The 25,997-nt window shown below is 66.5% G+C and carries 24 protein-coding genes; 13 read left to right on the top strand and 11 right to left on the bottom strand.

The features are described 5' to 3' along the window. Positions 1 to 26: 26 nt before the first annotated feature. Both AC1DVU_RS13525 and AC1DVU_RS13520 read right to left on the bottom strand, forming a co-directional pair. Positions 27 to 2,417, bottom strand: a complete 2,391-nt coding sequence (locus tag AC1DVU_RS13525) for an ATP-binding cassette domain-containing protein (protein ID WP_476922975.1) — start codon at positions 2,415 to 2,417, stop codon at positions 27 to 29. 52 nt (positions 2,418 to 2,469) lie between these two features. Beyond that, a complete protein-coding gene (locus tag AC1DVU_RS13520) occupies positions 2,470 to 2,877 on the bottom strand; it encodes a VOC family protein (RefSeq protein ID WP_476922974.1) in 408 nt (135 codons plus the stop codon). A gap of 146 nt (positions 2,878 to 3,023) precedes the next feature. On the opposite strand from AC1DVU_RS13520, the gene AC1DVU_RS13515 reads away from it, so the two are divergent. Both AC1DVU_RS13515 and AC1DVU_RS13510 read left to right on the top strand, forming a co-directional pair. Further along, the gene (locus AC1DVU_RS13515; RefSeq protein ID WP_476922973.1) at positions 3,024 to 3,662 is read left to right on the top strand and encodes a DUF2238 domain-containing protein; all 639 of its coding nucleotides are present in this window, start codon (positions 3,024 to 3,026) and stop codon (positions 3,660 to 3,662) included. Between the two features lie 51 nt (positions 3,663 to 3,713). After that, positions 3,714 to 4,157, top strand: a complete 444-nt coding sequence (locus AC1DVU_RS13510) for a hypothetical protein (RefSeq protein ID WP_476922972.1) — start codon at positions 3,714 to 3,716, stop codon at positions 4,155 to 4,157. 85 nt (positions 4,158 to 4,242) lie between these two features. Here AC1DVU_RS13510 and AC1DVU_RS13505 read toward each other — a convergent pair whose 3' ends face one another. Next, positions 4,243 to 4,656, bottom strand: coding sequence for a YdeI/OmpD-associated family protein (locus AC1DVU_RS13505; protein WP_476922971.1), 414 nt, complete (start codon positions 4,654 to 4,656; stop codon positions 4,243 to 4,245). 52 nt (positions 4,657 to 4,708) lie between these two features. Between AC1DVU_RS13505 and AC1DVU_RS13500 the strand changes: the two genes are divergently transcribed. The 3 genes from AC1DVU_RS13500 (at position 4,709) to AC1DVU_RS13490 (ending at position 7,209) form a co-directional block, all read left to right on the top strand. Then, positions 4,709 to 4,957 carry a DUF2630 family protein gene (locus tag AC1DVU_RS13500; protein ID WP_476922970.1) on the top strand — a complete coding sequence of 83 codons (249 nt, stop codon included), beginning with the start codon at positions 4,709 to 4,711 and terminating at the stop codon, positions 4,955 to 4,957. A 2-nt stretch (positions 4,958 to 4,959) separates the two neighbouring features. Beyond that, on the top strand, positions 4,960 to 5,604 hold the full coding sequence (locus AC1DVU_RS13495; RefSeq protein ID WP_476922969.1) for an MBL fold metallo-hydrolase: 645 nt from the start codon (positions 4,960 to 4,962) through the stop codon (positions 5,602 to 5,604). A gap of 69 nt (positions 5,605 to 5,673) precedes the next feature. After that, a complete protein-coding gene (locus tag AC1DVU_RS13490) occupies positions 5,674 to 7,209 on the top strand; it encodes a UDP-N-acetylglucosamine 1-carboxyvinyltransferase (protein WP_476922968.1) in 1,536 nt (511 codons plus the stop codon). Positions 7,210 to 7,383: 174 nt separating this feature from the next. Here the strand turns inward: AC1DVU_RS13490 and AC1DVU_RS13485 are convergent, their stop codons facing one another. After that, positions 7,384 to 7,836 (bottom strand): carboxymuconolactone decarboxylase family protein, encoded by a 453-nt coding sequence (locus AC1DVU_RS13485; protein ID WP_476922967.1) that lies wholly within the window; start codon positions 7,834 to 7,836, stop codon positions 7,384 to 7,386. An 82-nt stretch (positions 7,837 to 7,918) separates the two neighbouring features. Here AC1DVU_RS13485 and AC1DVU_RS13480 point away from each other — a divergent pair, with 82 nt between their 5' ends. From AC1DVU_RS13480 to AC1DVU_RS13460, 5 genes are all read left to right on the top strand, one after another. Next, positions 7,919 to 8,788, top strand: a complete 870-nt coding sequence (locus tag AC1DVU_RS13480; RefSeq protein ID WP_476922966.1) for a sigma-70 family RNA polymerase sigma factor — start codon at positions 7,919 to 7,921, stop codon at positions 8,786 to 8,788. 67 nt (positions 8,789 to 8,855) lie between these two features. Then, positions 8,856 to 9,614 (top strand): glycerophosphodiester phosphodiesterase family protein, encoded by a 759-nt coding sequence (locus AC1DVU_RS13475; protein WP_476922965.1) that lies wholly within the window; start codon positions 8,856 to 8,858, stop codon positions 9,612 to 9,614. Further along, the gene (locus AC1DVU_RS13470; protein WP_476922964.1) at positions 9,611 to 10,975 is read left to right on the top strand and encodes an MFS transporter; all 1,365 of its coding nucleotides are present in this window, start codon (positions 9,611 to 9,613) and stop codon (positions 10,973 to 10,975) included. Before AC1DVU_RS13475 ends, AC1DVU_RS13470 begins: the two co-directional genes overlap by 4 nt. An 89-nt stretch (positions 10,976 to 11,064) precedes the next feature. Continuing rightward, complete coding sequence (locus AC1DVU_RS13465; RefSeq protein WP_476922963.1) at positions 11,065 to 11,469, top strand: RNA polymerase-binding protein RbpA; 405 nt, start codon at positions 11,065 to 11,067, stop codon at positions 11,467 to 11,469. Between the two features lie 462 nt (positions 11,470 to 11,931). Next, on the top strand, positions 11,932 to 13,932 hold the full coding sequence (locus AC1DVU_RS13460) for a leucine-rich repeat domain-containing protein (protein WP_476922962.1): 2,001 nt from the start codon (positions 11,932 to 11,934) through the stop codon (positions 13,930 to 13,932). A gap of 614 nt (positions 13,933 to 14,546) precedes the next feature. On the opposite strand, the gene AC1DVU_RS13455 is transcribed toward AC1DVU_RS13460, so the two are convergent. The 3 genes from AC1DVU_RS13455 to AC1DVU_RS13445 are packed head-to-tail and all read right to left on the bottom strand — an operon-like array spanning position 14,547 to position 17,933. Beyond that, positions 14,547 to 15,293: a polyprenol monophosphomannose synthase gene (locus tag AC1DVU_RS13455; RefSeq protein WP_476922961.1), complete on the bottom strand. Its 747-nt coding sequence runs from the start codon at positions 15,291 to 15,293 to the stop codon at positions 14,547 to 14,549. Between the two features lie 4 nt (positions 15,294 to 15,297). Next, entirely contained in the window at positions 15,298 to 16,812 is a 1,515-nt protein-coding gene (gene lnt, locus AC1DVU_RS13450; RefSeq protein ID WP_476922960.1) for an apolipoprotein N-acyltransferase, read from the bottom strand. 41 nt (positions 16,813 to 16,853) lie between these two features. Continuing rightward, positions 16,854 to 17,933 (bottom strand): M24 family metallopeptidase, encoded by a 1,080-nt coding sequence (locus AC1DVU_RS13445; RefSeq protein ID WP_476922959.1) that lies wholly within the window; start codon positions 17,931 to 17,933, stop codon positions 16,854 to 16,856. 117 nt (positions 17,934 to 18,050) lie between these two features. On the opposite strand from AC1DVU_RS13445, the gene AC1DVU_RS13440 reads away from it, so the two are divergent. From AC1DVU_RS13440 to AC1DVU_RS13430, 3 genes are all read left to right on the top strand, one after another. Beyond that, positions 18,051 to 19,592, top strand: a complete 1,542-nt coding sequence (locus tag AC1DVU_RS13440; protein WP_476922958.1) for a M20/M25/M40 family metallo-hydrolase — start codon at positions 18,051 to 18,053, stop codon at positions 19,590 to 19,592. Between the two features lie 103 nt (positions 19,593 to 19,695). Continuing rightward, the gene (locus AC1DVU_RS13435; RefSeq protein WP_476922957.1) at positions 19,696 to 20,130 is read left to right on the top strand and encodes a PLD nuclease N-terminal domain-containing protein; all 435 of its coding nucleotides are present in this window, start codon (positions 19,696 to 19,698) and stop codon (positions 20,128 to 20,130) included. Between the two features lie 27 nt (positions 20,131 to 20,157). Continuing rightward, positions 20,158 to 21,063, top strand: a complete 906-nt coding sequence (locus AC1DVU_RS13430) for a 5'-3' exonuclease (RefSeq protein ID WP_476922956.1) — start codon at positions 20,158 to 20,160, stop codon at positions 21,061 to 21,063. Positions 21,064 to 21,208: 145 nt separating this feature from the next. Here the strand turns inward: AC1DVU_RS13430 and AC1DVU_RS13425 are convergent, their stop codons facing one another. From AC1DVU_RS13425 to tatA, 4 genes are all read right to left on the bottom strand, one after another. Further along, positions 21,209 to 23,935: a DEAD/DEAH box helicase gene (locus AC1DVU_RS13425; RefSeq protein WP_476922955.1), complete on the bottom strand. Its 2,727-nt coding sequence runs from the start codon at positions 23,933 to 23,935 to the stop codon at positions 21,209 to 21,211. Between the two features lie 35 nt (positions 23,936 to 23,970). After that, positions 23,971 to 24,849, bottom strand: coding sequence for a diacylglycerol kinase (locus tag AC1DVU_RS13420; RefSeq protein ID WP_476922954.1), 879 nt, complete (start codon positions 24,847 to 24,849; stop codon positions 23,971 to 23,973). A 105-nt stretch (positions 24,850 to 24,954) separates the two neighbouring features. After that, a complete protein-coding gene (gene tatC / locus AC1DVU_RS13415) occupies positions 24,955 to 25,731 on the bottom strand; it encodes a twin-arginine translocase subunit TatC (protein ID WP_476922953.1) in 777 nt (258 codons plus the stop codon). A 45-nt stretch (positions 25,732 to 25,776) separates the two neighbouring features. Further along, positions 25,777 to 25,995 (bottom strand): Sec-independent protein translocase subunit TatA, encoded by a 219-nt coding sequence (gene tatA / locus AC1DVU_RS13410; RefSeq protein WP_476922952.1) that lies wholly within the window; start codon positions 25,993 to 25,995, stop codon positions 25,777 to 25,779. Positions 25,996 to 25,997: the final 2 nt, after the last annotated feature.

The raw sequence follows: 25,997 nt of genomic DNA, 5'->3' as shown, positions 1-25,997 counted from the left end.
GCGCCTCCGACCACGCTTGCCCTGACTCAGCCTCCGACGTACGCCGCCAGGTGCTTGCCGGTCAGGGTGGACCTCGAGCGGATGAGGTCAGCGGGCGTCCCCTCGAAGACGATCGTGCCGCCGTCGTGGCCGGCTCCCGGGCCCAGGTCGATGATCCAGTCGGCGTGGGCCATGACCGCCTGATGGTGCTCGATCACGATGACCGACTTGCCGGCGTCGACGAGCCGGTCGAGCAGTCCGAGGAGCTGCTCCACGTCTGCCAGGTGCAGGCCGCTCGTCGGCTCGTCGAGGATCAAGACGTCGCCCTTCTCCCCCATGTGGGTGGCGAGCTTGAGCCGCTGGCGTTCGCCACCGGACAGCGTGGTGAGCGGCTGACCGAGGCTGATGTAGCCGAGGCCGACGTCAGCGAGCCGGGCCAGGATCTTGTACGCGGCAGGAATCTTGGCATCGCCCTCGTCGAAGAACTCCACGGCCTCGGTCACGGGCATCGCCAGCACCTCGGCAATGTTGCGGCCGCCGAAGGTGTACTCCAGCACCGACGCCTGGAACCGGCGCCCCTCGCACTCCTCACAGGTCGACTCCACCGTCGCCATGACGCCCAGCTCGGTGTAGATGACGCCGGCGCCGTTGCAGCTGGGGCAGGCTCCCTCGGAGTTCGAGCTGAACAGCGCGGGCTTCACGCCGTTGGCCTTGGCGAACGCCTTGCGGATCGGTTCGAGCAGCCCGGTGTAGGTCGCTGGGTTGCTCCTGCGGGAGCCTTTGATCGCGCCCTGGTCGACCACGACGACACCGTCACGGTCTGCGACAGACCCCTGGATGAGCGAGCTCTTGCCGGAACCTGCGACACCCGTGAGCACGCAGAGCACGCCGAGCGGGATGTCGACATCGACATCCCTAAGGTTGTGCGTCGACGCACCGCGGACCTCGAGCGCACCCGACGCGGAGCGCACCGACTCCTTGATCGCCGCCCGGTCATGGAGGTGGCGGCCGGTGGTGGTGTCACTCCCCTGCAGCCCTTCGACGGTGCCCTCGAAGCAGACCGTGCCACCGTGGGTGCCCGCGCCTGGGCCCAGGTCGACGACGTGGTCGGCGATCGCGATCGTCTCGGGCTTGTGCTCCACGACCAGCACCGTGTTGCCCTTGTCCCGGAGCTGCAACAGGAGCGCATTCATGCGTTCGATGTCGTGCGGGTGCAGGCCGATCGTCGGCTCGTCGAAAACATACGTGACATCCGTCAATGACGATCCGAGGTGGCGGATCATCTTGGTGCGCTGCGCCTCTCCCCCGGACAATGTGCCGGAGGGCCGGTCGAGCGAGAGATAGCCGAGCCCGATCTCGGCGAAGGAGTCGAGCAGGTGCTGCAGCCCGGCGAGCAGCGGAGCCACGGATGGCTCGTCCACGGTCCTCACCCACTCGGCAAGGTCGCTGATTTGCATCGTGCAGAGCTCGGCGATGTTCTTGCCGTTGATCTTCGAGGACAGCACCTCTTTGGTGAGGCGCGTCCCGCCACATTCTGGACACGTCTGGAACGTGACTGCCCGTTCGACAAAGGCGCGAATGTGCGGCTGCATCGCCTCGACGTCCTTGGAGAGCATCGACTTCTGGATCTTGGGGATCACGCCCTCGTACGTGAGGTTGATCCCTTCGACCTTGATCTTGGTCGGCTCGGCATACAGCAGCTTGTCGAGGTCTTTCCTGGTGAACTTTGCGATCGGCAGGTCCATGTCGAAGCCCGCGCCGCTGAAGATGCGGCCGTACCAACCGTCCATGCTGTAGCCGGGAACCGTGAGGGCACCTTCGGTGAGCGACTTGCTCTCGTCGTAGATCGCGGTCAGATCGAAGTCGCTGACCGCGCCCATGCCCTCACACCTGGGGCACATGCCGCCGAGATAGACCGCGTTGCGTACGACGCTCTTCTCGGTGCGCCCGGCCTTGTCGGTGCTCATGACACCACTCGCCGTGCGGGTCGGGACGTTGAATGAGTACGCCGTGGGTGGCCCGATGTGTGGATCGCCCAGCCTGCTGAACAGGATCCGGAGCATGGCGTTGGCGTCCGTCACGGTTCCGACGGTCGAGCGAGGATTGGCGCCCAGCCGCTCCTGGTCGACGATGATCGCGGTCGTCAGGCCCTCGAGCAGGTCGACCTCGGGTCGGGCCAGCGTTGCCATGAATCCCTGCACGAAGGCGCTGTAGGTCTCGTTGATCATCCGCTGTGACTCAGCAGCGATCGTGCTGAACACCAAGGAGCTCTTGCCGGAGCCCGAGACACCGGTGAACACCGTCAGCCGGCGCTTCGGGATCTCGATGCTGACGTCCTTGAGGTTGTTCTCGCGCGCGCCATGCACCCGAATCAGGTCGTGGCTGTCGGCGGCGTGCAGTTCACGCGACGGGGTCTCCGTCCTCGTGGCCGGGCTCATGGGGTCTCCATCCAAGTCGTGTGGCTCGATCCAATCAGACCGCGACCGCGGGTCAGAGCTGCTTGATCCGGATCAGGTTGCCCGCCGGGTCGCGGAAGGCGCAGTCGCGCACGCCGTACGGCTGGTCGGTCGGTTCCTGGACGACCTCCGCATCGGTCGCCTGCACGCGGTCGAACGTGGCATTGAGGTCCTTGGTGGCCAGGAGAATCCAGCCATACGTGCCCTTCGCCATCATCTCGGAGATCACGCGGCGTTCGTCCTCGGTGATGCCTGGATCTGCGGCTGGTGGTGCCAGGAGGAGCGACGTCTCAGGCTGGTCAGGAGGGCCGACCGTGATCCAGCGCATCGTGCCCTGTCCGACGTCCTGGCGAACCTCGAAGCCGAGGGCATCGCGGTAGAACGCGACAGATGCGTCGGGGTCGGTGTGCGGGAGAACCGTGGTGTCGATCGTGATGTCCATGGCAGTCACGTTAGTGGCGAGCTCGGACGGGGCGCTTCTCGATTTCTGATGAATCGGCAGCGCAGCGGTGTCGCACGACACCGGTCGGGATGCCGACGCGTGCAAAATGCGTCAAAGTCGCAGGAATTGCGCACTATCCTTTGCACATGAGCGACCCGCAGCTGGCGACCCGTCATGTTGCACCTCCTGTCGTGCGCAGCATGGACCTGACTGCCAAGGCAGGCCTGCTGGTCCTCCTGGCGATCGCACTGCTGTTCCCGGACCTCGGTCACATGCGGGGCAAGGCCGCGGGCCTTCGAGCGGTCACCTATCCCCTGCTCGCCTTCTCGGTTCCCGCGCTCTGGTACGTCTTCTGGCGCGACCGGGCGTCATTCCCCTGGGTCGCCGACCTGCTCGTGACCGTCACCTGTTTCACGGACACGCTCGGCAACCGGATGAACATGTACGACACCGTCGTCTGGTTCGACGACTGGATCCACTTCATGAACACCGGGTTCCTGACGGCCGGGTTCATCCTGCTGACGCTGCACCGCAGGGCAACACTCCAGGCGACGATCGAGCGTGCCCTCGCCTTCGGCGCCACCGTGGCGATCGGTTGGGAGATCGCGGAGTACTACGCCTTCATCAGCACGTCGTCCGAGCGTCGTGGCGCATACACGGACACCTTGGGCGACCTGTTCCTCGGCACGTCTGGGTCGGTTGTGGCGGCGTTCGTGGTGCACTCGCTGTGGCGCATGGGCAAGCTGGCGTCGGCTGCGCCCCAGCTGGAGCCGATGAGGGCCTGACTTCTCTGTCGACCCTTGTCACATCCGCGGCGACGGTGTCGTCTGAGGGGTATGACGACATCCCTGCAGCGATCCATGCTCGTGATCCTGGCCGCAACCGGTGCCTACACGGGTCCGTGGGCTTCGATCGGTCCGCGTTCCTTCTACGACTCCTTCCCTGGATTCGGCCGGGTCTGGGTCGGCGTCGACGGCCCCTACAACGAACACCTGGTGCGTGATGTCGGTGCCACCTACACGGCGCTGTTCGTCCTCAGCATCATCGCTGCGGTCAGCCTCCAGCCGATCGCGGTGACCCTGGCCGGCTGGACGTGGCTGACGTTCGGAACCCTGCACCTGTCGTACCACCTGCCTCATCTCGACGAGTTCAGCACCGCAGACCAGGTGCTCAACATCGTCGCGCTCGGTGGTTCGCTGCTGCTTGCAGCGCTGCTGGTCCTCCCGCAGCGCCAACGGCAGATCGAGAGATCGAGCTCGCCATCGCGCCTCGGTGGTTAGTTCGTCGCGCTGGGCGTGAAGCTGGCGTTCGCCGAGCGCTGAGTGGTCAGCGCTGCTTGCGCTTGGTGAGCAGCAGCTCGACGGCTTAGGCGACCCTGCGTTGGCGCGTCTCGTCCTTCTTCGCGCTCACGATCCAGTCGACGTAGCTCCGCTTGTGGCTGAACGAGAGTGACTCGAAGAAGGCCTCTGCCTCGGGAGACGAACGGAGCGCCTCAGCGAGGTCGTCGGGCGCCTTCATCTCGCGGGGCGCGGTGTCGAGCGTGATCTCGACATCGACCTCGTCGCCGGCGGACAGGCCAGACGCCGCACGGTTCTCCGCGCTGAGCGGGATCATGTAGCGGCCACCCATCGGCGCGACCGTCGTCCGGTAGGTGTGCCCGCCGACGGTGACGGTCACCGGCGGGCGCTTGCCGCCTCCGAGCGTCTCCACCAGGTCCACCGGGACCTCGATGCCGGTCGCTGTCTTGCCGCCGAGCTCGACGGTGCTGCGGAACTCCATGCGGGTGATCTTGTCACTGACGCGGCGCCGGTGTCAGTCGTAGACTCGCGCCATGACGACAGACCAGGGCATCCACGACCACATCTCGGCACTCGTTGCCGAGGAGAAGGCACTGCGGGAGCAGCTGTCCAAGCACGAGGTCACGCCGACCGAGGAACATGCACGGCTGCGAAAGCTCGAGGTCGAGCTCGACCAGGCGTGGGACCTGCTGCGCCAGCGCAACGCCAGGCGCCAGTACGGCGAGTCGCCCGACGATGCGGCCGAGCGTTCGCCGGACGTCGTGGAAAAGTACCTCGGCTGACGATGCAGATCACCCGATTCGGTCACGCCGCCGTCCTCGTCGAAGCCGCCGACACCCGCATCCTGATCGACCCGGGCTCGTTCAGCCTCGATGCGACGTTCGAGCTGGAAGGTCTCGACGCGATCGTCGTGACCCACCAGCATCCGGACCACATCGACCAGACCCGCGGCCCGAAGTTGATCGAGCGCAATCCCGATGCAGCGCTGCTGTGTGATCCCGAGACAGCCTCGGTCCTGCAGTTCGGCTCGTGGCTTGAACATGGTGATGAGGTCGAGACCGGGATCAAGGGCATCACGCTGCGCGGCGTCGGTGCCGAGCACGCCGTGATCGTTCCCGAGCTCCCCCGCATCGCCAACGTCGGCGTCCTGCTGGGCGCCGCCGGTGAGCCGACGCTGTTCCATCCGGGCGACACGTACGAGTACGCGCCCGAGGGTGTCGACGTGCTGGCGCTGCCGCTCGGTGCGCCGTGGGGCAAGGTCAGCGAGACCGTCGACTTCGTCCAACGGGTCTCCCCCGCGACGCTGTTCCCGATCCATGACCGCACGATTGCCGACCTCGCATACGGCATCTACTGGGGCCACGTGTCCAACTTCGGTGGCGTCGAGGACGTACGCAGACTGGGTCAGGGCGACGCGACTGAGGTGTGACTCGCGCCAGTGACACTCCGAACAATCCATCGAATTGAGTTATCTCATATCTGAGATATGGTGAAAGACATGACCGTTCGCGACGACTATCTTTCCCGCATCGGGGCACTCATCCGTGACGCCCGGCAGCACAGTGGCCTGACACAGGCAGAACTTGCCACTGAGCTCAAGACCAGCCAGAGTGCGGTGAACCGCATCGAGAAGGGGCAGCAGAACTTGACGCTCGACATGCTGGCCCGTATCGGCAGTGCCCTGGACTCCGAGCTCGTCACGGTCGGCACGTCCGGCCCCAGTCACCTGCGAGTGGCCGGTGGAACGACGCTGTCGGGCTCGATCGACGTCAAGTCCAGCAAGAACGCCGGGGTCGCCCTGCTGTGCGCCTCGCTGCTCAACGCCGGGACCACGGTCCTGCGCAAGGTCGCCCGCATCGAGGAGGTCAACCGTCTGCTCGAGGTGCTGACCTCGATCGGCGTCAAGGCCACCTGGCTCAACGACCAGAACGACCTCGAGCTGATTGTGCCGGCGACCCTCAACCTGGGCGCGATGGACGCCGAGGCTGCCAGGCGTACGCGCAGCATCATCATGTTCCTCGGCCCGTTGATGCACCGCTACGACGACTTCGAGCTGCCCTACGCCGGTGGCTGTGACCTGGGCTCGCGCACGGTCGAGCCCCACATGACGGCACTGCGCCCGTTCGGGCTCAAGGTCGTTGCGACCGAGGGCAGCTATCACGCCACCGCGGCCGTGGGCGTCGGCCCGGAGCGCCCGATCGTGCTCACCGAGCGTGGCGACACCGTCACGGAGAACGCGCTGCTGGCTGCCGCTCGCTATGACGGCGTCACGGTCATCCGCAACGCCAGTCCCAACTACATGGTCCAGGACCTGTGCTTCTTCCTGGTCAAGCTGGGCGTTGGCATCGAGGGCATTGGCACGACGACGCTCCGGGTCACCGGCAAGCCCGTCATCAACTGCGATGTCGAGTACGCACCCAGTGAGGACCCGATCGAGGCCATGAGCCTCATCGCGGCGGCGATCGTCACCAAGTCGAGCATCACGGTGCGGCGCGTACCCATCGAGTTCATGGAGATCGAGCTCGCGCTCCTCGAGGAGATGGGATTCCAGTACGACCGTGGCGACGAGTATCCCGCCGAGAACGGGCAGACCCGGCTCGTCGACATCACGACGCATCCGTCGCCCCTGCACGCGCCGATCGACAAGATCCACCCCATGCCGTTCCCGGGGCTCAACATCGACAACCTCCCGTTCTTCGCGGTCATCGCGGCGACGGCGGAGGGCCAGACGATGCTGCACGACTGGGTCTACGAGAACCGCGCGATCTATCTCACCGAGCTCAACAAGCTCGGTGCCTCGGTCAAGCTGCTCGACCCGCACCGCGTGCTGATCGAAGGCCCGACGCACTGGAGTGGCACCGAGCTCGTGTGCCCGCCGGCGCTGCGGCCCGCCGTCGTGATCCTGCTGGCGATGCTCGCGGCCAAGGGCACATCGGTGCTGCGCAGCGTGTACGTCATCAACCGCGGCTACGAGGACCTCGCCGAGCGCCTCAACGCCCTGGGCGCCCAGATCGAGACCTTCCGCGACATCTAGTACTGATCCCCACCCCCGGCCCCTAGCCCGAGGAACTGGGGGTCCCCCCGTGAGCTCTGCGAGCAGGGGGCAGGCGGGAGCGAAGCGAAGGGGCGTCACGTGACCCCCTTCGCTCGCTCGTTCCTCGCTCGCTCCCAGTCGGCCGCTGGCGGCCTCCTTAGGGAGCGAAATTTCTCACCAGGCGCCGGCGACCTGTCGGGTCGAGACGTTGAGGCGGTTCCACACGTTGATCGCCGAGATCGACAGCAGGAGCCCGCCGAGCTGCTGCTCGTCGTAGTGCGCGGCCGCTTCGGCGTACACGTCATCCGGCACCGGGTCGGACTGGTCGCTCAGGCGGGTCACCGCCTCGGTGAGTGCCAGCGCGGCGCGCTCGGCGTGATCGAAGTGTGGCGCATCGCGCCACCCAGCCACGGTGTCGATCTTCTCGTCGCTCTCCCCCGCCTTGCGGAGGTCACGTGCGTGCATCTGCAGGCACACGCTGCAGCCGTTGATCTGGCTCGCGCGCAGGTTGACCAGCTCGAGCGTCGTCGCGGGTATGCCCGTCCTCTGCGCTGCCTTGCTCAGCGCCTGAAGCGCCTCCATGGCGCCGGGGACCGCGATGGCCGGGTTGTCCATACGTGCCTGCATGATGATTCTCCTCAGTTCGTGTCACATCGTTGGCGTGTGATCCGTCAGGGTTATGACGAATCTCGAGAGGGGAATGTGACCGATGTCAGACACCGAGTTCCTGGCGGAGCGTTTCGAGCAGAACCGGGCGCACCTGCGCGCCGTGGCCTACCGCATGCTCGGCTCACTGAGTGAGGCCGACGACGCCGTCCAGGAGTCCTGGCTGCGCCTGAGCCGCACCGATGCGGACGCGATCGACAACCTCGGCGGCTGGCTCACGACCGTCGTGGGCCGCGTGTGCCTCGACATGTTGCGCTCGCGCAGGACGCGAGGCGAGCAGCCGCTCGACGCTCGTCCCACCGACCCGTCGAGCGCCGATGAACGCGTCGATCCCGAGCAGGAAGCGCTGATGGCTGACTCCGTCGGTCTCGCGATGCTCGTGGTGCTTGAGAAGCTCACACCCGCTGAACGGCTGGCGTTCGTGCTGCACGACATGTTCGCGGTTCCGTTCGACGACATCGCCGCGATGGTCGGACGTACGCCCGACGCCACGCGCCAGCTGGCCAGCAGGGCGCGCCGTCGGGTGCAGGGCGCGGAGCCTGAGCCGCGCCCGCCGCTGCGACAGCAACGCGAGATCATCGACGCCTTCCTCGCGGCAGCGCGCGGCGGCGACTTCGACGCGCTCGTCGCCGTGCTGGACCCGGACGTGGTCCTGCGCGCGGACACTGGCACTGGTGTCCCCAGCTTCGTGCGCGGGGCACACCAGGTGGCCAGCGGGGCCATCGCGTTCCGGCAGGTCGACCGTCAGAGCAGGCCCGTGCTCGTCAACGGTGCGGTCGGGATCGTCGCACTCATGGACGGGCAACCGGTCTCGGTGTTCGAGGCCACGTTCGCCGACGGCCGGATCGCCACGATCGACATCACCGCCGACCCGCAGCGCGCCGCGACCATGGAGCTGACCTACCTCGACTGACACGGTTGATGGCGACGCGCTGGAGCGGAGCGACCCGCGTGGACCCGGGAGGGCTTAGTTTGAGCGCGTGACCGGATTCCTCGACTCCCCTCCCCTGGCGTTCGCGCATCGTGGCGGGTCAGGGACCGGCGGGAACGTCGGCATCGAGAACTCGCTCGCGGCCTTCGCGCATGCGTACGAGCTGGGCTACCGCTACCTCGAGACCGACGTCCGGATGTCGTCAGACGGCGTGGTCTACGCGATCCACGATGCGGCACTCGACCGCCTCACCGGCAGCCCGGACCCCGTCGCCAGCCTCACCGCCGAGTCCCTCGACCTGCAGCGACTCGACCAACGTGAGCCGTTCGCCCGCCTCGAGGCGCTCTACGAGGCGTTCCCCGACGCTCGCCTCAACATCGACGTGAAGGCCGACGACGCCGTCGAGGCGACCTGCGCCATTGTCGTGGCCTGCGGTGCGGTCGACCGCACCTGCCTGTCGTCGTTCTCCCACACCCGGCTTGCCCGCATCCGTCGCATCCTGCCGCAGGTTGCCACGTCGGCTTCCAGGCGCGAGGTCGCGTTGGTCAAGCTCCTGCCCCGCTTCCTGCTGAAGCCCACGTTCGTGTGCGTGCAGGTTCCGGCCGCCTATCGCGGCATCCGGGTCGTCACCCCCCGGCTGATTCGGCGCGCCCACCAGCTCGGGCTGCAGGTGCACGTGTGGACGATCGACGACCCCGACGAGATGCACGAGCTCCTCGACCTCGGCGTCGACGGCATCATCACCGACCGCACCGATGTCCTCAAGGACGTACTCACCGCCCGAGGAACCTGGAAGGACCCCGCATGACCAGAAGCCCCAAGGTCAAGGCCAATCCGGAGCAGAGGGCGTGGTTCTTCTACGACTGGGCCAACTCGGCGTACATCACCACGATCGGCACCGTGCTCTACGCGCCCTACCTCACGAGCGTGGCGGAGCGGGCGGCCTGCGGCTTCGTCGGCGACGATGACCGCAAGTGCGTCGAGAACCTGTCCGTCCTCGGCCTGTCGGTCTCAGCCGGCTCGCTGGTGTTCTACGTCGTCACGCTCGCGACCGTCATCTCCGCGTTCGTGCTGCCGATCGTGGGAGCGATCGCCGACCGCGTCGAGTCGAAGAAGACCTTGATGGCCGGTCTCGCGTGGTCCGGTGCCGCCGTGGCCGCCATGATGTTCTTCGTCACCGGCACCAACTGGCAGCTCGGAGCCGGGCTGTTGGTCGTGGCCAACCTGTTCTACGCCTCGTCGATCGTCGTCTACGACGCGATCCTGATCGAGATCGCGGAGCCAGACGAGCGGGACCGGATCTCGTCGCGCGGGTGGGCGCTGGGCTACCTCGGCGGCGGGCTCCTGCTCGCGGTCAACCTCGCGCTCGTCACGGTCAAGCCGTTCGGGCTCTCGACCGGGATGGCCGTCCGCATCAGCCTGCTGTCCGCCGCGATCTGGTGGGCATACTTCACGCTGATCCCCTACCGCGGCATCAAGGATCGCGCCCCCAGGGGTGTCGTCCCTGTCGAGGGCGCGACGCTCATGCAGCGCAGCTTCGGCCAGTTGTTCCGGACGCTGCGCGAGCTGCGCAACTACCCCCAGACTCTGCTGTTCCTCGTGGCCTATCTGTTCTACAACGACGGCATCCAGACCGTGATCTACTCGGCATCGGTCTATGGCGAGAAGCAGCTGGGCTTCGAGACCAGCACCCTCATCGCGACGATCCTGATCGTGCAGTTCGTGGGTGTGGTCGGCGCCTTGGTGTTCGGACGTGTCGCGGCGAGGATCGGCAGCCATCGGACGATCCTGTACGGCCTCGGGGTGTGGATCCTGGTCGTGTGCTTCGGCTTTTTCCTGCCCTCGGAGCAGATCGTCCCGTTCCTGGTGCTCGCCGTCGCGATCGGGCTCGTCCTGGGTGGAACTCAAGCCCTCTCGCGGGCGTTCTTCTCCCAGCTCATCCCCCGCGGCCGCGAAGCCGAGTACTTCAGCCTCTACCAGGCCTGCGAGCGCGGCACGAGCTGGCTCGGCACGCTGGTCTTCGGCGTCGTGCACCAGCTCACCGACTCCTACCGGCCGGCCATCCTGGCGCTGATCATCTTCTTCGTCGTGGGCGGCGGACTGCTGTGGAAGCTCGACGCTCGCCAGGGCATCGTCGAGGCGGGAAATCAGGCTCCGACGATCGTGTGACCTCCCTCGCGTGTACGCGTAGGCGTTTAGGGGAATCTCATGTGCGTCATTTACGTTGTAAGAGGTAAGTATCACGAGAGGGGACGCACATGGCTGAACGTGCATTGCGAGGTGCTCGGCTCGGGACACAGAGCTTCGAGGACGAGCGCGGCGTGGAAATGGCTCCCCGTCAGCAGGTCGAGTACGTATGCCCGGACGGGCACACGTTCACGGTGACGATGGCGGACGAGGCGGAGATCCCGTTCGAGTGGGAAGACCCCAAGACCGGGCAGATCGGTCAGCTGGCCGACGGCGTCAAGCCGGAGGGCAAGGCTGAGAAGCCGATCCGCACGCACTGGGACATGCTGCTTGAGCGTAGGTCCGAGGCCGAGCTCGAAGAGATCCTCACCGAGCGGCTCGAGCTGCTCCGTGGCGGGGAGATCGGACCGCCTCACCTCCACCGGCCCGCCAAGAAGAGCGCTGCCAAGAAGAGCACGAGCAAGAAGAGCGCCTGAGACCCACGTCTCCGGCACGATCGAAGGACCCCGGCTTCGGCCGGGGTCTTTGTCGTCTGCGGGTGAATCCTTGAACCTATCCAAACGACGCCGCGTCATTTCGCCCAGAATGACGCCCCCGCCGCCCGTTGCCTCGATGCATGCTCTCTGCCAATTTCGCTGTTGCCGTCAGTTCCTTCCTCTGCAGTCGGCGGCGTACGGATTGAGACCACTCGTCGCGAAGGTGCAGAGGCTTTCGGTGTCGTCCGATGCCGATGCAACTCGACGATGATCCCGTCGGCGAAGGCCTGGAGATCACCGCAGAGGTGCAGCCAGGAGTGCTGCTCGTACGCGTCCCGGTCGCCCTCGCGCCCGCGTTCTGACACAGACGCCTACGCGAGCACGTGAAGTGGGAGTACGAGCACCATATTTGTGAGACCGTGTGGTGCGGCCGGACAGGGCCGGACTCTCGGAGGGGCTCTCATGCACGTCGCTGCTCGCAATTCGTCGACCGCGCGATTCACTGCCTACGTGACGGCGGTTGCGACCATGCTGGCCGGACTGGTGTTTGTCGCCGCTCCCGCGCACGCCGCAACGGTGAGCGGGACCATCAACGGGGTCATCTACACCGCCGACGACACGAACATCGGCGCCGGTGCAACCGCGACCGACTACGACGCGACTAGCGGGCCCGTCGTCAGCATCCCAGCCACCGTCAATCTCGGCGGCACTGACTACGCGGTCAAGACGATCGGAGATCATGCGTTCGCAAGCACTGACCTGACCAACGTCACCATCCCCAACAGCGTCACCACCATCGACAACTCCGCGTTCGCCGGCAACGCGCTGACCAACGTCACCATCCCCGACAGCGTCACCACCATCGACGACGACGCCTTCTACAACAACCCGATAACCGACGTCACCATCGGCAGCAGCGTCACCATCATCGGGTCCTCCGCGTTCTCCAACAACGCGCTGACTAACGTCACCATCCCCAACAGCGTCACCATCATCGGCAACAACGCGTTCGTGTGGAACGACCTGACCGACGTCACCATCGGCAACAGCGTCACCACCATCGGCAACAACGCCTTCTCCTACAACGCGCTGACTAACGTCACCATCCCCAACAGCGTCACCACCATCGGCAACAACGCCTTCGCCCACAACGACCTGACCGACGTCACCATCCCCAACAGCGTCACCACCATCAGCGATGGTGTGTTCGACGACAACACGCTGACCAACGTCACCATCCCCAACAGCGTCACCACGATCGGCAACAACGCGTTTGGTGACAACTCCCTGGCCACCGTCACGATCCCCAACAGCGTCACCACCATCGGCAGCTACGCGTTCGCCCAAAACGCGCTGACAGACATCACCATCCCCGACAGCGTCACCACCATCGGCAACGGCGCGTTCCAATCGAACAAACTGACCAACGTCACCTTCGGCAACAGTGTCACCACCATCGGCAACAACGCGTTCATTTTCAACAAACTGAGCAACGTTACGATCGGCAACAGCGTCACCACCATCGGCGACCACGCGTTCTACCTCAACGCGCTGACCAACGTCACCATAGGCAACAGCGTCACCACCATCGATGACGGCGCATTCATGCACAACGCGCTGACTAACGTCACCATCCCCAACAGCGTCACCACCATCGGCAACAACGCCTTCTCCTACAACGCGCTGACCAACGTCACGATCGGCAACAGCGTCTCCACCATCGGTGACCTCGCGTTTGATTGGAATTCGCGACTGCGGTCGGTGAAACTCTTGGGTGCGCCTCCGGCCGTAATAGCCGCTGGGTCCTACGAGTCGTTCGACACAGACGACAGCTATGACGACAGCCCGCTGGTCCTGCATTACCCAGCCTCCCAGGCGGGCTACACAACCCCGACCTGGCAGGGATACGACACGATGGCTGGCCTGGCGCCAACCATCACCGGCACCCGACGCGAGGGCTACACCCTCACCGCACACACCGGCACAACAGTCCCCGCTGGCGCAGCCCCCACCACCTTCACCTACAAGTGGTACGCCAACGGCACCCCCATCACCGGCGCCACCGCCGCCACCCTCAAGCTCGGCAAGGCGCAAGCAGGACGCCGCATCACGGTCACCATCACCTCAACCTCGCCTGGGCCCGACACCGAGACCAAGACGTCGCCTACCACCCTGCTCATCAACTCGCCCTACGCCCGGCTCGTGCTGAGCACCAGGACTGTCAAGCGAGGCAACACGTTCAACATCGTCGCTACCGGCCTCAAGTCGGGCCAAAAGTATGCCGTCTGGCTCGGTGGTGTGAAGGCCTACACCGGCACGGCCGACACCCGAGGCATTGTGTATCGGTGGGTGAAGTTCCCAACCAGCATCAGTCTCGGCACCCGCACCGTTCGCGTCTCGGGCTACAACAGGTCCGGCGACCGCACGTACACCATCTACACCTCGGTCAACTACGTCAGATAACGCCTAGCGCCGGCGCTATGACCAGCTGACTACGAAAGGCATTCCGGGGAGCTGCCGCCGCCGCATCTTCCGCTTCGTGCGTCATTCCGCCGCAAGAGCATCCGGATCTGCCGATGAACGGGCTTCTGCATGAATTCGACGGCCTCGCCGATTCATTCAATCCGTGCGATCGTGCCGAGGTTGGGTCGGTGCGGCTTCGTTGACGCAACCTCTCTTGGCCGCCTCCGCCGAGTCACGCGCTACTCTCGATTGGGATGGCCGTCGCGAGGATGCTCTGCCCACCCGGCTGGGAGTTCAGGACGGCGAGCCGGCGGTCGGCGGATCGCCTGGTGTAGATAGAAGTGTCGGCCATCCGCCGTCTCACAGGACAACGCCTGACGGTCTGAACAGCGTGGAATTCAACCCGAACCGTAGCCGCAGAAACCTAGAAGGTGCCACCGCTTCGCACCCGCGCCAACTTGCCGCGGTTAGCTCGGAATCGGACTAGTTTCACGATTCGTGATGCCGGCGAGTCGCACCACACGCAACTTAGAAGCAGCCCGCCCATGCCGCGATCCGCGCGCGGACGCCCCGCGTCATACCGCCGCGTAGGGGCGGCTCAATTGGCGACAGTCTCAAAGGCGGGTGGAGGACCGTAGCCGCCGCGGCTTGGAGACGAGTCGCTGAAACCCCCACAAGGTGACCCGCCACAGGGCCTCGCGGACGATGCCGCCGCTCATCTTGGACTCGCCGCGCTCACGCTCGACGAACGTGATCGGCACCTCGACGATCGTCATGCCGGCGCCGAGCACGCGGCGCGCCATGTCGATCTGGAAGCAGTAGCCCTGTGAGGCGACCTCGTCGAGCGGCAGCCGTTCGAGGGTCTGTCGGCGGAACGCACGGAATCCCCCGGTCGCGTCCTTGACCGGGATGCCGAGCATCAGGCGGGCGTAGAACGTACCGCCGCGGGAGATGAACCGTCGGTGCCACGGCCAGTTGACGACGCCACCGCCGTGGACCCAGCGCGAGCCCAGCACGAGATCCGCCCCGGCGGCGCTTGCCTCGAGGAGCTTGCCGAGGTCCTCGGGACGATGCGAGCCGTCAGCGTCCATCTCGACCAGCACGTCATAGCCCCGCTCGATCCCCCAGGCGAAGCCCGCACGGTATGCCGAACCGAGACCTTGCTTGCCGCTGCGATGCAGGACGTTGACCCGGGGATCGGTCTCCGCGAGCCGGTCGGCGATGTCGCCTGTGCCGTCCGGAGAGCCGTCGTCGGCGATCAGCACGTCGACACCAGGTTGCGCGAGGTGCAGCCGCTCAACGATCCAGGCGACGTTGTCGGCCTCCTTGTAGGTCGGTATGACAACCAGTGTCCGTGTCATGCCGTCAGCTGTCCTTCTGTCGAGTGCCGAGCCACCATGCTCCCAGACCCAGGACCACCAGGAGGTATTCCAGCGGCGCGCCGATGATCAGGGCCGGGGTCTTGCCGGATGCCAGCGTGACCTTGGCGCTGAGCGTCGCCGGTTGATGCATGGGCGCGCGTTCGACGCTGTGCCCGTGGGGGTCGACGACCCCGCTGATGCCGTTCGTCGACGGGACGACGACCCAGCGGCCGGTCTCGATCGCGCGCAGCCGGGAGATGTCCCACTGTTGCTCGGGCTGCGACGTGTTCGTGAAGGCCGCGTTGCTGGTCTGCACGACGATCATCTGGGCACCGCCGTCAACAGCGCGACGGGTCACGCTGTCGTACGCGATGTCGTAGCAGATCGTGTCGCCGATCCTGGTGTCACCGATCGTCAGGGCGCCGGGCTCCTTGCCGGCGAGCATGTCGCGTGGGATGTCGCGAGCGAGCCGCTTCACGAAGAACCCGGCCTGCTTGCGCCAGGGGACGTACTCGCCGAACGGGACGGGCTTGAGCTTGACGTAGCGCTCCCCCGGGCCGTCCGCCGTCCAGACGACGCCGGCGTTGTATGCCGTGGAGGTCGTCGGGCCGTCGAAGATGCCTCCCACGAGGATCGGAGCACCGATGCGGGCGGAGAGGGCCTGGATGCGTTGCTTGACCGGCGCATCGAAGTACGGATCGGTGTCCGTCGAGTTCTCCGGCCACAGGACCATGTCGGGCTTGGGTACTTCCCCGGCCTCGATCTTGTCCGCAAGCCGGTCGGTCTCGGCGGCGTGCAGCTTGAAGATCTCGCCGAGGGGCCAGGTCAGGAAGACCCCGGGCACGTTGCCTTGCACGAGCGCGACCTGGCGCGTGCCGTCAGCGCCGGCGATGCCGGTCGGCAGGACCGCGCCGACCCCCGCCAACCCCAGGACACCGGCGATCGCCACGGCCCTGGTCCGCCAGGTGGCCGACGTCGCGAGCACGACGAGCAGGCTCGCGACGAGGAACAGCACGGCACTCGTGCCGGGCATCGCGACCAGCCGGGCATACGCCTCGAATGGGGTGTCGATCGACGTGTGCGCCAGCCGTCCCCAAGGGAATCCGGTGAACGGGAATCGGCCGCGAGCCCACTCGCCCAGCACCCACACCGCTGCGCCCCAGAGTGGCCACCACCGCAGTCGGGCGGAGGCACGCAGGGCCAGCATGATCGGGATGAAGAACAGGGCCTCGGCCAGCACGAGGCCGACGTAGGCGCCATCGCTGACCGCCCGCATCCACCAGATCAGCGGGCCCATGAAGGACAAGCCGTAGAGCGCGCCGGTCACCATGACCGTGCGTTTGCGGGCGTCCCGCAGGGCATGGGCGAGCCAGATCAGGCCGGCGACCGCCACCACCATGGCGAACGGCAGGTTGACCGGGTCGAAGTTCAGTGAGGACAGGACCCCCAGCCCGATCGCGGCGAGCCAGGCGATCCGGCCATCCACGCTGGGTGTCAGACGCCCCGCGGGCTCGGTCACGGATGAGCCGCCCGCACGACGAGGAACCACCCAGCTCGGTGTCACAGGACGACGAGCTCGCGGGGCGTGTTGTTGAGCACCTCGAGACCGTCGGCCGTGCAGACGGCGATGTCCTCGATGCGAGCACCGAACTGCCCCTCGAAGTAGATTCCCGGCTCGATCGAGAACGCCATGCCCTCCTCGAGGACCACGTCATTGCCCTCGACGATGTAGGGCTCCTCATGGGTCTCCTGGCCGATGCCGTGCCCCGTGCGGTGGATGAACAGCTCACCGAAGCCCGCATCGGCGATCAGCGCCCGTCCGACGGCGTCGACGGACTCCGCGGTCACTCCGGGTCGGGCATGATCGCGCTGAGCCTGCTGGGCGGCCTCGAGCACGGCGTAGGCCTCGGCGTACGCGGGCGGGACGCTGCCACCCGCGAGGTAGTTGCGCGTCGAGTCCGAGCAGTAGCCGGCTGCGTTGGTGCCACCGATGTCGACGACCACCGGGTCGCCCTCCTCGATGACCCGGTCCGAGAGCTCGTGGTGCGGCGATGCGCCGTTCGGTCCGGAGCCGACGATGACGAAGTCGACCGTCTCGTGCCCTTCGTCGAGGATCGCCCGAGCGATGTCGGCACCGACCTCGCGCTCAGTGCGGCCGGGGCGAAGCCATTCACCCATACGGGAATGCACTCGGTCGATCGCGAGGCCGGCTTCGCGCAGGGCGTCGACCTCATCGGCATCCTTGCGGATGCGCAGCTGCTGGACGATGTCGCCGCCGAGGACCTGTCGAGCCTGCGGGAACGCTTCCTTGAACGCGAACACGCGCGACGCCCACATGTGGTCGTCGACACCGATCGTGCCGGCGTCGGCGACGAGCGAGGCGACCAGGGCGTACGGGTCGTCGGTCTCGTTCCACGACTCGACCTGCACGTCGACTCCCGACGCGATGGCGGCGGGCTTTTCCAGCGTCGGCACGACGAGGGTCGGCTCACCGTCAGCCGCCAGCACGAGGCACGTCAACCGTTCCAGTGGGAGCGCGACATAGCCGGTCAGGTAGCGAAGATCCGCCCCTGGCGTGATGAGCAGGGCGTCAATGCCCTGCGATGCGGCCAGTTCCTGTGCCTTGCGCCATCTGCTCACGAGATGACGATACCTGCGGTCCCCTTGGCCTTACTCCGTGCAGCCCGCAACTACACGTGACAGCGTCAGCGACCCGACCTACGGTGAGGAAACCAACTCACGATCGGGGGATCACACATGCGCAGAATCCTGCCATCGATCGCTGCCGTCACCATGACGGCCAGCCTTCTCGTCGCCGGACCGGCAATGGCCAAAAGCCCAACGCCAGCACCCGTCGACACCAGCAAGCTCACCCAGGGCGTCACCGTCAGCGGCATCATGCAGCACTTGAGGGTGCTGCAACGCATCGCCGACCGCAACGACGGCAACCGAGCCTCGGGACTGCCTGGGCACACCGAGTCTGCCGACTACGTCGCCGACAAGCTGGAGGACGCCGGCTACGTCGTGACCCGGCAGACCTTCACGTTCCCGTTCACCCGCGAGCTGGAGCCGGCGACGCTGACCCAGCTGACTCCGACCGAGCGCGAGGTCGAGACCCACACGATGGACTACTCGGGGTCCGGCGACGTGACGGGACCGGTCATCCCGACGAACGACGTCATGATCCCTCCGGGTGCCGAGCCGAGCAGCAGCAACTCGGGCTGTGAGGCCTCTGACTTCGCCGCGGCCCCCGCCGAGCCGGCGATCGCGCTGATCCAGCGCGGCACGTGCACGTTCGAGGCCAAGGCGAACAACGCTGCGGCGGCCGGATACGACGCCGTCATCATGTTCAACGAGGGCCAGCCGGGACGCGACGAACTGCTGACCGGCACGCTGGGCAACCCGGTGGGCATCCCCGTCGTCGGCGTCTCGTACGAGGACGGTGCGGCGCTCGCTGAGGACGGAGTCACCGCCCGGGTGACCACCAAGACCGAGACCGACCTCAACCGCCAGACCGAGAACGTCATCGCCGACCTCCCGGCCAAGACTGCCAGGAACACCAACCAGGACGAGGTCGTCGTGGTGGGCGCCCATCTCGACAGCGTTGCCGTCGGTCCGGGCATCAATGACAACGGGTCAGGATCGGCGACGATCCTCGAGATCGCCGAGCAGATGTCCGCGCTCAAGCTGAACAAGAATCTCGAGCGGCCTGTGCGCTTCGCCTTCTGGGGCGCCGAGGAGTCGGGTCTGCTCGGCTCGGAGCACTACGTGGCCGAGCTGTCCGATGCCGAGCTGTCAAAGATCTACGCGAACCTCAACTTCGACATGTTGGGCTCCCCCAACTACGTCCGGTTCGTCTACGACGGCGACGGGTCTGCCGGTGGTGACGCCGGGCCTGCCGGTTCGGACGCGATCGAAGGCATCTTCACCGACTACTTCGACGCGAAGAACTTGGCGTCCGAGCCGACGGACTTCGACGGACGCTCCGACTACGGTCCGTTCATCGAGGCCGGCATCCCGGCCGGTGGCCTGTTCAGTGGCGCCGAGGGCGTCAAGACGGCGGAGGAGGCAACCGTCTACGGCGGTACGGCCGGTGAGCCGTACGACGCGTGCTATCACGCGGCGTGCGACGACATCTCCAACCTCAACGCCACTGCCCTGCACGAGCTCGGCGATGCCGCGGCTCACGCGACGGGCGTGCTGACGCTGTCGGACACGGGACTGTTCCCCGACGGCAGCCTCAAGGGCAAGGACAGCCGGTCCAAGGCACCCAGCCGGGGACCCCAGCTCGTACGCTGAGCACTCCGTGAGTCGGCGCCATCACCCTGCGGGGTGGTGGCGCCGATCTCTGTGTTCTGCCCCTTTCGGCCCCTTTTGACTGTCATGATGTGGCGACTGCTGGATGTGGGAGGGAATCGCTGTGCTGCTGCTCGACGGAGTGCTGGGCATGGTCGTGCTGGGTCTGTGGATCTTCTGTCTGCTCGACGTCATCTCGACCGACGAGTACGCGTGCCGCAACCTGAGCAAGATCGTCTGGGTCCTGCTCGTGCTGTTCTTCCCGCTGATCGGCTCGATCGCCTGGCTCGTCGCGGGTCGGCCTCTGACGGATGCCACCTCGTCGATGCCCTACAAGGGCAACTACGGCCATCCGTCGTTCCCGGAGTACGAACGTCCCGGCCGGGCGGTTGCGGCCAACCCGGAGGACGACGAGGCATTCCTGCGCGGCTTGCGTGAACGTGCCGAGGAGCAACGCCGGGAATACCGTGAGCAACGCCAGCGTGAGCTCAGCGAGCAGCAACGTCGCGAGCTCGAAGAGGGCGACAGCACCGCCTCCTGAGCGACGCACCACACTAGGCTCGGGCTCATGGCACACGGTCGACTGCTGCTCCTCGACAGCGCGAGTTTGTACTTCCGGGCGTTCTTCGGCGTTCCCGACTCCCTCAAGTCCCCCGACGGCACGGTCGTCAATGCCTTGCGCGGCATTCTCGACTTCACCTCCACGCTGACCACGCAGTACAAGCCAGAGGCGATCGTCGCGTGCTGGGACGACGACTGGCGCCCGCAGTGGCGAGTGGACCTGCTGCCCACCTACAAGACGCAGCGGCTCGACGACATGGGCGGTGAGGCCGACACGACCGGCGGTCTGCTCGGCCCCCAGGTCCCGCTGATCGCCGAGGCGTTCGCACTGCTGGGCATACCCGTTGTCGGGGCTCCGGACGCGGAGGCGGACGACATCATCGGCACGTTCGCCTCGACCTGGGACGGGCCGGTCGACATCGTGACGGGCGACCGTGACCTGTTCCAGCTCGTCGACGACGAGCGAGGCGTGCGCGTCCTGTACGTCGCCCGCGGGGTGTCGAAGCACGACGTCGTCGACAACGCGTGGATCCACGCCAAGTACGGCATCGACGCATCGCAGTACGTCGACTTCGCCGTCATGCGCGGTGATGCGTCGGACGGCCTTCCGGGTGTCGCCGGCATCGGTGACAAGACCGCCGCGCTGCTGCTCAAGGAGTTCGGGGACATCGACGGCATCCTCGAGGCGGCACAGGACCGCTGGTCGTCGATCAAGCCGCGCGTACGCCAGTCACTGCTCGACTCGGGCGACTACATCGCCGCCGCGCGTACGGTCGTGGCGGTGAAGCGCGACGCCTGCGACTTCGAGGTGCTCACGGCGCCCGTGCAGGAGGACGCGTTCCGCGCCTTCGGCGAGACCTGGGGCCTCGGCGGCGTCACCGACCGAGCCCTGAAAGCTCTGGCAGCTGATTGAGGGGTCTCGATACACCGCCTCGTTCCGCCCCCTACTCGCAGAGCTCGTGGGGGGACCCCCAGGCGGCACTCGATCAGCGAGTACTCGCTGATCGAGTGATCGCGAGGAACGAGCGATCGTATCGAGATCACACCACCCGTGAGGGTCAGCTGGTGATGCTGGTGTAGGCCACGACGCCGCGTCGCAGCAGGTCGAGGGCCTCGCGCGCGGTGTCCCGCAGCGGACCGGGGCCGGCGGCGTCGGCGATCTGCGCAACGACGTCGATCAGCTGCTTCATGGCGCGCACGAAGTCACCCGCGGCCAGGTCCATCTGACCCAGGACGTCGTCGAGCGACGCCCCCATGCTCCACTGCCAGACCGCGTGGGCGAACCCGAAATCGGGCTGATGCAGAAACCGCAGCCGGTGCTCGCGCTCGAGGCGCTGCAGGTCGGTGCACAGCTGGGTCATCGTGTCAGCGACCAGCCGCACCGGCTCGCTCGGAAAGCGCGGTGCCGGAGCGTCGTCGGCGTTGCGTGACTCGAACGTCAGACCGCTCACCACCGCGGCGAACTCGGCCGCCTCGAGCCCGTCCCAGACGCCACCGCGCAGGCACTCGCTGACGAGCAGGTCGAGCTCGCTGTAGAGGCGCTGCAGCCGCTTGCCGTCGTCCGTCACCTTGTCCCCGTCGAGGTAGCCGAGCACGTCGAGCACCTCGCACACCCGGTCGAACTGCCGGGCGACGGTGTTCGTGCGCGACTCGATCCGGCCGCGTTGGTTGGCGGTGTCGCGTTCGAGCTTGAAGTAGCGCTCGGCCCATCGGGCGTGCGACTCGCGATCCGGGCAGCTGTGGCACGGGTGGTTGCGCAGCTTGTCGCGGATCGACGTGATGCGCGGATCCTCACGGGAGACGTTCTCGCGGTAGGGCTTGTCCTGCCGCCAGGCGACGCCCTCTGCCCGGTTGCGCAGCTGCGAGGCCAGGTCGCGGCGGGACTGAGGGTTGCGGGCGTTGAACGACTTTGGGATGCGCATCGTCGTGATGGGCGACACCGGGGTGTTGAAGTCGACCATCGCGAGCCGGCGGGCGTGCCGGTTGGCGGTCAGCACCATGGGTCGCGGCCCGTCGGTGTCGGTCGTACGACCGGGGTCGAGCACGACGGCGATGCCGGCCCAACGGCCGACTGGCACGTTGATCACGTCACCCGGCTTGAGCTTGACGAGCGACTCGACGACGTCCTGGCGGTCGGCGGCCCGGCGAGCCTTGGACCCTGACGCCTCGATGTCGCTGAGCTCGCGGCGCAGGGCGGCGTACTCCATGAAGTCGCCCTTGTCGCACTCGATCCGTTCGCGATAGCCCTCGAGTGCCTCGTCGGCCTTGCGGATCTGCTTCGCCAGTCCCACGACGGCGCGATCGGCCTGGAACTGCGCGAAGGACTGTTCGAGCAGCTCGCGGGCGATCGTGCGGCCGACCTGGCCCACGAGGTTGACCGCCATGTTGTAGGACGGCTGGAACGACGAGTTGAGCGGGTATGTACGCGTGCTGGCGAGACCTGCGACCTGCTTGGGGTCGAGGCCTGGCTGCCAGAGCACGACGCCGTGCCCCTCGATGTCGATCCCGCGGCGGCCGGCCCGACCGGTGAGCTGGGTGTACTCCCCCGGCGTGATGTTGGCGTGGGTCTCACCGTTCCACTTCGACAGCTTCTCGATGACGACCGAGCGGGCCGGCATGTTGATGCCGAGGGCCAGCGTCTCGGTGGCGAAGATGATCTTGACCAGGCCGTCGCTGAACAGCACCTCGACGCACTCCTTGAACGTCGGCAGCATGCCGGCGTGGTGCGAGGCGATCCCCCTCACGAGCGCGTCGCGGAACTCGTAGAAGCCGAGGACGTGCAGGTCATCCTCGGGCAGGTGCGAGCAGGTGGCGTCGACGACTGCAGCGATCTCAGCCTGTTCCTCGGGTGTCGTCAGGGTCAGCCGCGCGTCGAGGCACTGCTTGACCGCGGCGTCGCACCCCACGCGGCTGAAGATGAAGCAGATGGCCGGCAGGAGCCCCTCCGCGTCGAGCCGCTCGACGACCTCGACCCGGCTGGCGGTCCGATGGCGGCTGCGGGGGCGCTTGCCGCCCTTGCCCGGCCGGCCCTTGTGCATACGGGTGAACTGCCAGTCATCGCGGGCGATGCGCGTCAGGGCCTGGTTGACCTCGACGCCCTGGTCATCCGCGCTCGACTCGAACAGTGGGAACATCTTGCGGCCCACGAGCACGTGCTGGTGCAAGGGAACGGGGCGACGCTCCTCGACGATCGTGACGGTGTCGCCGCGGACCTCCGTCAGCCAGTCGCCGAACTCCTCGGCGTTGGAGACGGTCGCCGACAGCGAGATGACCGACACCGACTCCGGCAGGTGAATGATGACTTCCTCCCACACGGCGCCGCGCATGCGGTCGGCGAGGTAGTGCACCTCGTCCATCACGACATACCCGAGCGTGTCGAGCGTGCGCGAGCCGGCGTAGAGCATGTTGCGCAGGACCTCGGTCGTCATCACGACGACCGGCGCCTCGCCGTTGATGGTGTTGTCGCCGGTCAGCAAGCCGACGTTCTCGGCGCCGTGTCGGGCAACCAGGTCGGCGTACTTCTGGTTGGACAGCGCCTTGATCGGGGTCGTGTAGAAGCACTTGCGCCCCGTCTCGAGGGCGAGATGCACCGCGAACTCCCCGACCAGCGTCTTGCCGGAGCCGGTGGGCGCAGCCACCAGCACGCCGTGGCCGTCCTCGACGACCTTGCACGCCTCGACCTGGAAGTCGTCGAGCTCGAACGCGTAGTGGCCACGGAACGCAGCCAGGTGCGGATAGGCCCGGGCGGCGCGGGAATTGGCGTACTTCTCGGCCGGACTGGTCATACCTCCACACTACGCGTGACGGGCTGATCCACCCGTCACGGCGCGGGCGGCGCGAAGACCCGGAGTGCGCCCGGCTCCACGGTCGTCGTCATGGGCAGCGGGCCCAGCCGCTCGCCGTCCCCGTACGCCACGATGCCAGGTGACGAGAGGGTCACTTCCCGCACGAGATGGCGCTCGAACTCGGGAATCGTGATGTGCGTGCCCTTGTACAGCTTGGGGAACACCCGGATCAGCTTGCCCTTGCTGACCGGGTTGATCACGACGACGTCGAGGAGGCCGTCGTCCATCGAGGCGCCCTCGCAGATGCGGATGCCGCCGCCGAACGACGGCCCGTTGCCCACCGCGACGAGCATCGCCTCGCGCTCGATCGTCCGGCCGTCGAGCGTCAGGGTGAACGCCAGGGGCTCGAACTTGCGCAGCTCGGCAAGGATCGCGATGTTGTAGCGCATGTTGCCGCGCGGCCAGGTCATCGCGTTGGCGCGTTCGTTGACCTTGGAGTCGAAGCCCGAGGCGATCACGGTGGCGACGTACGCCTCACCGGTATGGGCCAAGTCAACCGTGCGCACATGGCCCGCGACGATCAGGTCGACCGCGGCATTGACGTCCTTGACCGGTATGCCGAGTGAACGGGCGGTGTCATTGCCCGTGCCGGCCGGGATCAACCCGAAAGCGAGGTCAGAGTCGGCGACGTGGTCGAGGACACCGTGGAGCGCCCCGTCTCCCCCGACGACGATGACCCCGTCGAGACCGCCATCGATCGCCTGCTTGAGCTGATCACGCGCCGTCGGGGCATCCTCGCCCTGGATCCGGGTCGTGACGTGCCCGGCGTGGCCGAGGCGTTCTGCGGCCTGCGCCGCGATCGCCTCCCCGCGGCGCTTGCCGGAGGTCGGGTTGACGACGAGCGCGTAATGCATGCCAGAAGCGTAGACGGTGGTTCGCGCGAGAATTGTGTCTCGCGAGGTCTCGATACGCCGACTCGCAGAGCTCGCTGGCTACTCGACCGGCGAGTGCACGTGGGGTTAGTCGTCCAGGGAGGAGAGCTGATCGTCGGCGAGCTCATCAGGCTTGGCCTTGGACTTCTTGCGATCCGTCAGCTTGGCGATGACTTCCGCGATGAGATAGAGCACTGTCATCGGGGCGGCGAGCAAGATCATCGTCAGCGGGTCAGTGGTCGGGGTGGCGACCGCGGCGAAGATGAAGATGCCGATGAGCGTCCATGGCCTGGCTCGCGCGAGCTGGGCGGCGCTGACAGCGCCGATGCGGTTCAACAGGACCACCACGAGCGGAATCTCCGCGGCGACACCGAAGACCAGCATCATGCGGATGATGAAGTTGAAGTACTCAGCACCTGTCACGAGGTTGCCGAAGCCTTCGGGGACGAAGCCGATGAGCACGTCCATCGCCTTCGGCATGATGATGTAGGCCAACGCGGCACCTGCGACGAAGAGCGGCGCGCCGGTCGCCGTCAGAAGGGCCGCCCACTTCTTCTCGTTGCGATGCATGGCCGGGAGTACAAAGGCCCACATCTGCCACAGCCACACAGGGCTGGAGATCAGGATCCCGACGACCAACGAGATTTTGAGCTGGAAGTTGAACGCTCCACCGATGCCCGTGATGACGATGTCCGATTTGATGCCGCGCTCCTTGAGCAGCGGCTGGATGTCGTTGTAGGGCTGCGTGAGGAACTCGAGGATCGGCTCGTAGAAGATCCAGGCAACGATTGTGCCGATCAGGATCGCCAGAACGCCACGGACCAACCGGCTGCGAAGTTCACGCAGGTGTTCGATAAGCGGCATCGTGCCGCCCGGTGCGGGGGGCTTGCCGCGCCGAAGCGCCAAGCGTCAGCCCTGTTCGGGCTTCTTGTCCGCCTCGGCAGCGGTGATGGCCTCAGGCTTGGTGTCGTCGTCATCGTCGTCGTGCAGACCCTTGACCTCGGTCTTGAAGATGCGAAGAGCCTTGCCCGATCCGCGTGCGAGCTCAGGGAGCTTCTTGCCGCCGAAAAGCAGCAGCACGACTCCCAGAATGATCAGAATCTCAGTGGGGCCGATCTGGCGGAACATGG

It is taken from the genome of Aeromicrobium sp. P2_G6, from assembly GCF_056403535.1.
The sequence above is the reverse complement of the archived record's forward strand: the minus strand, read 5'-3'. Positions and strand labels throughout refer to the sequence as shown.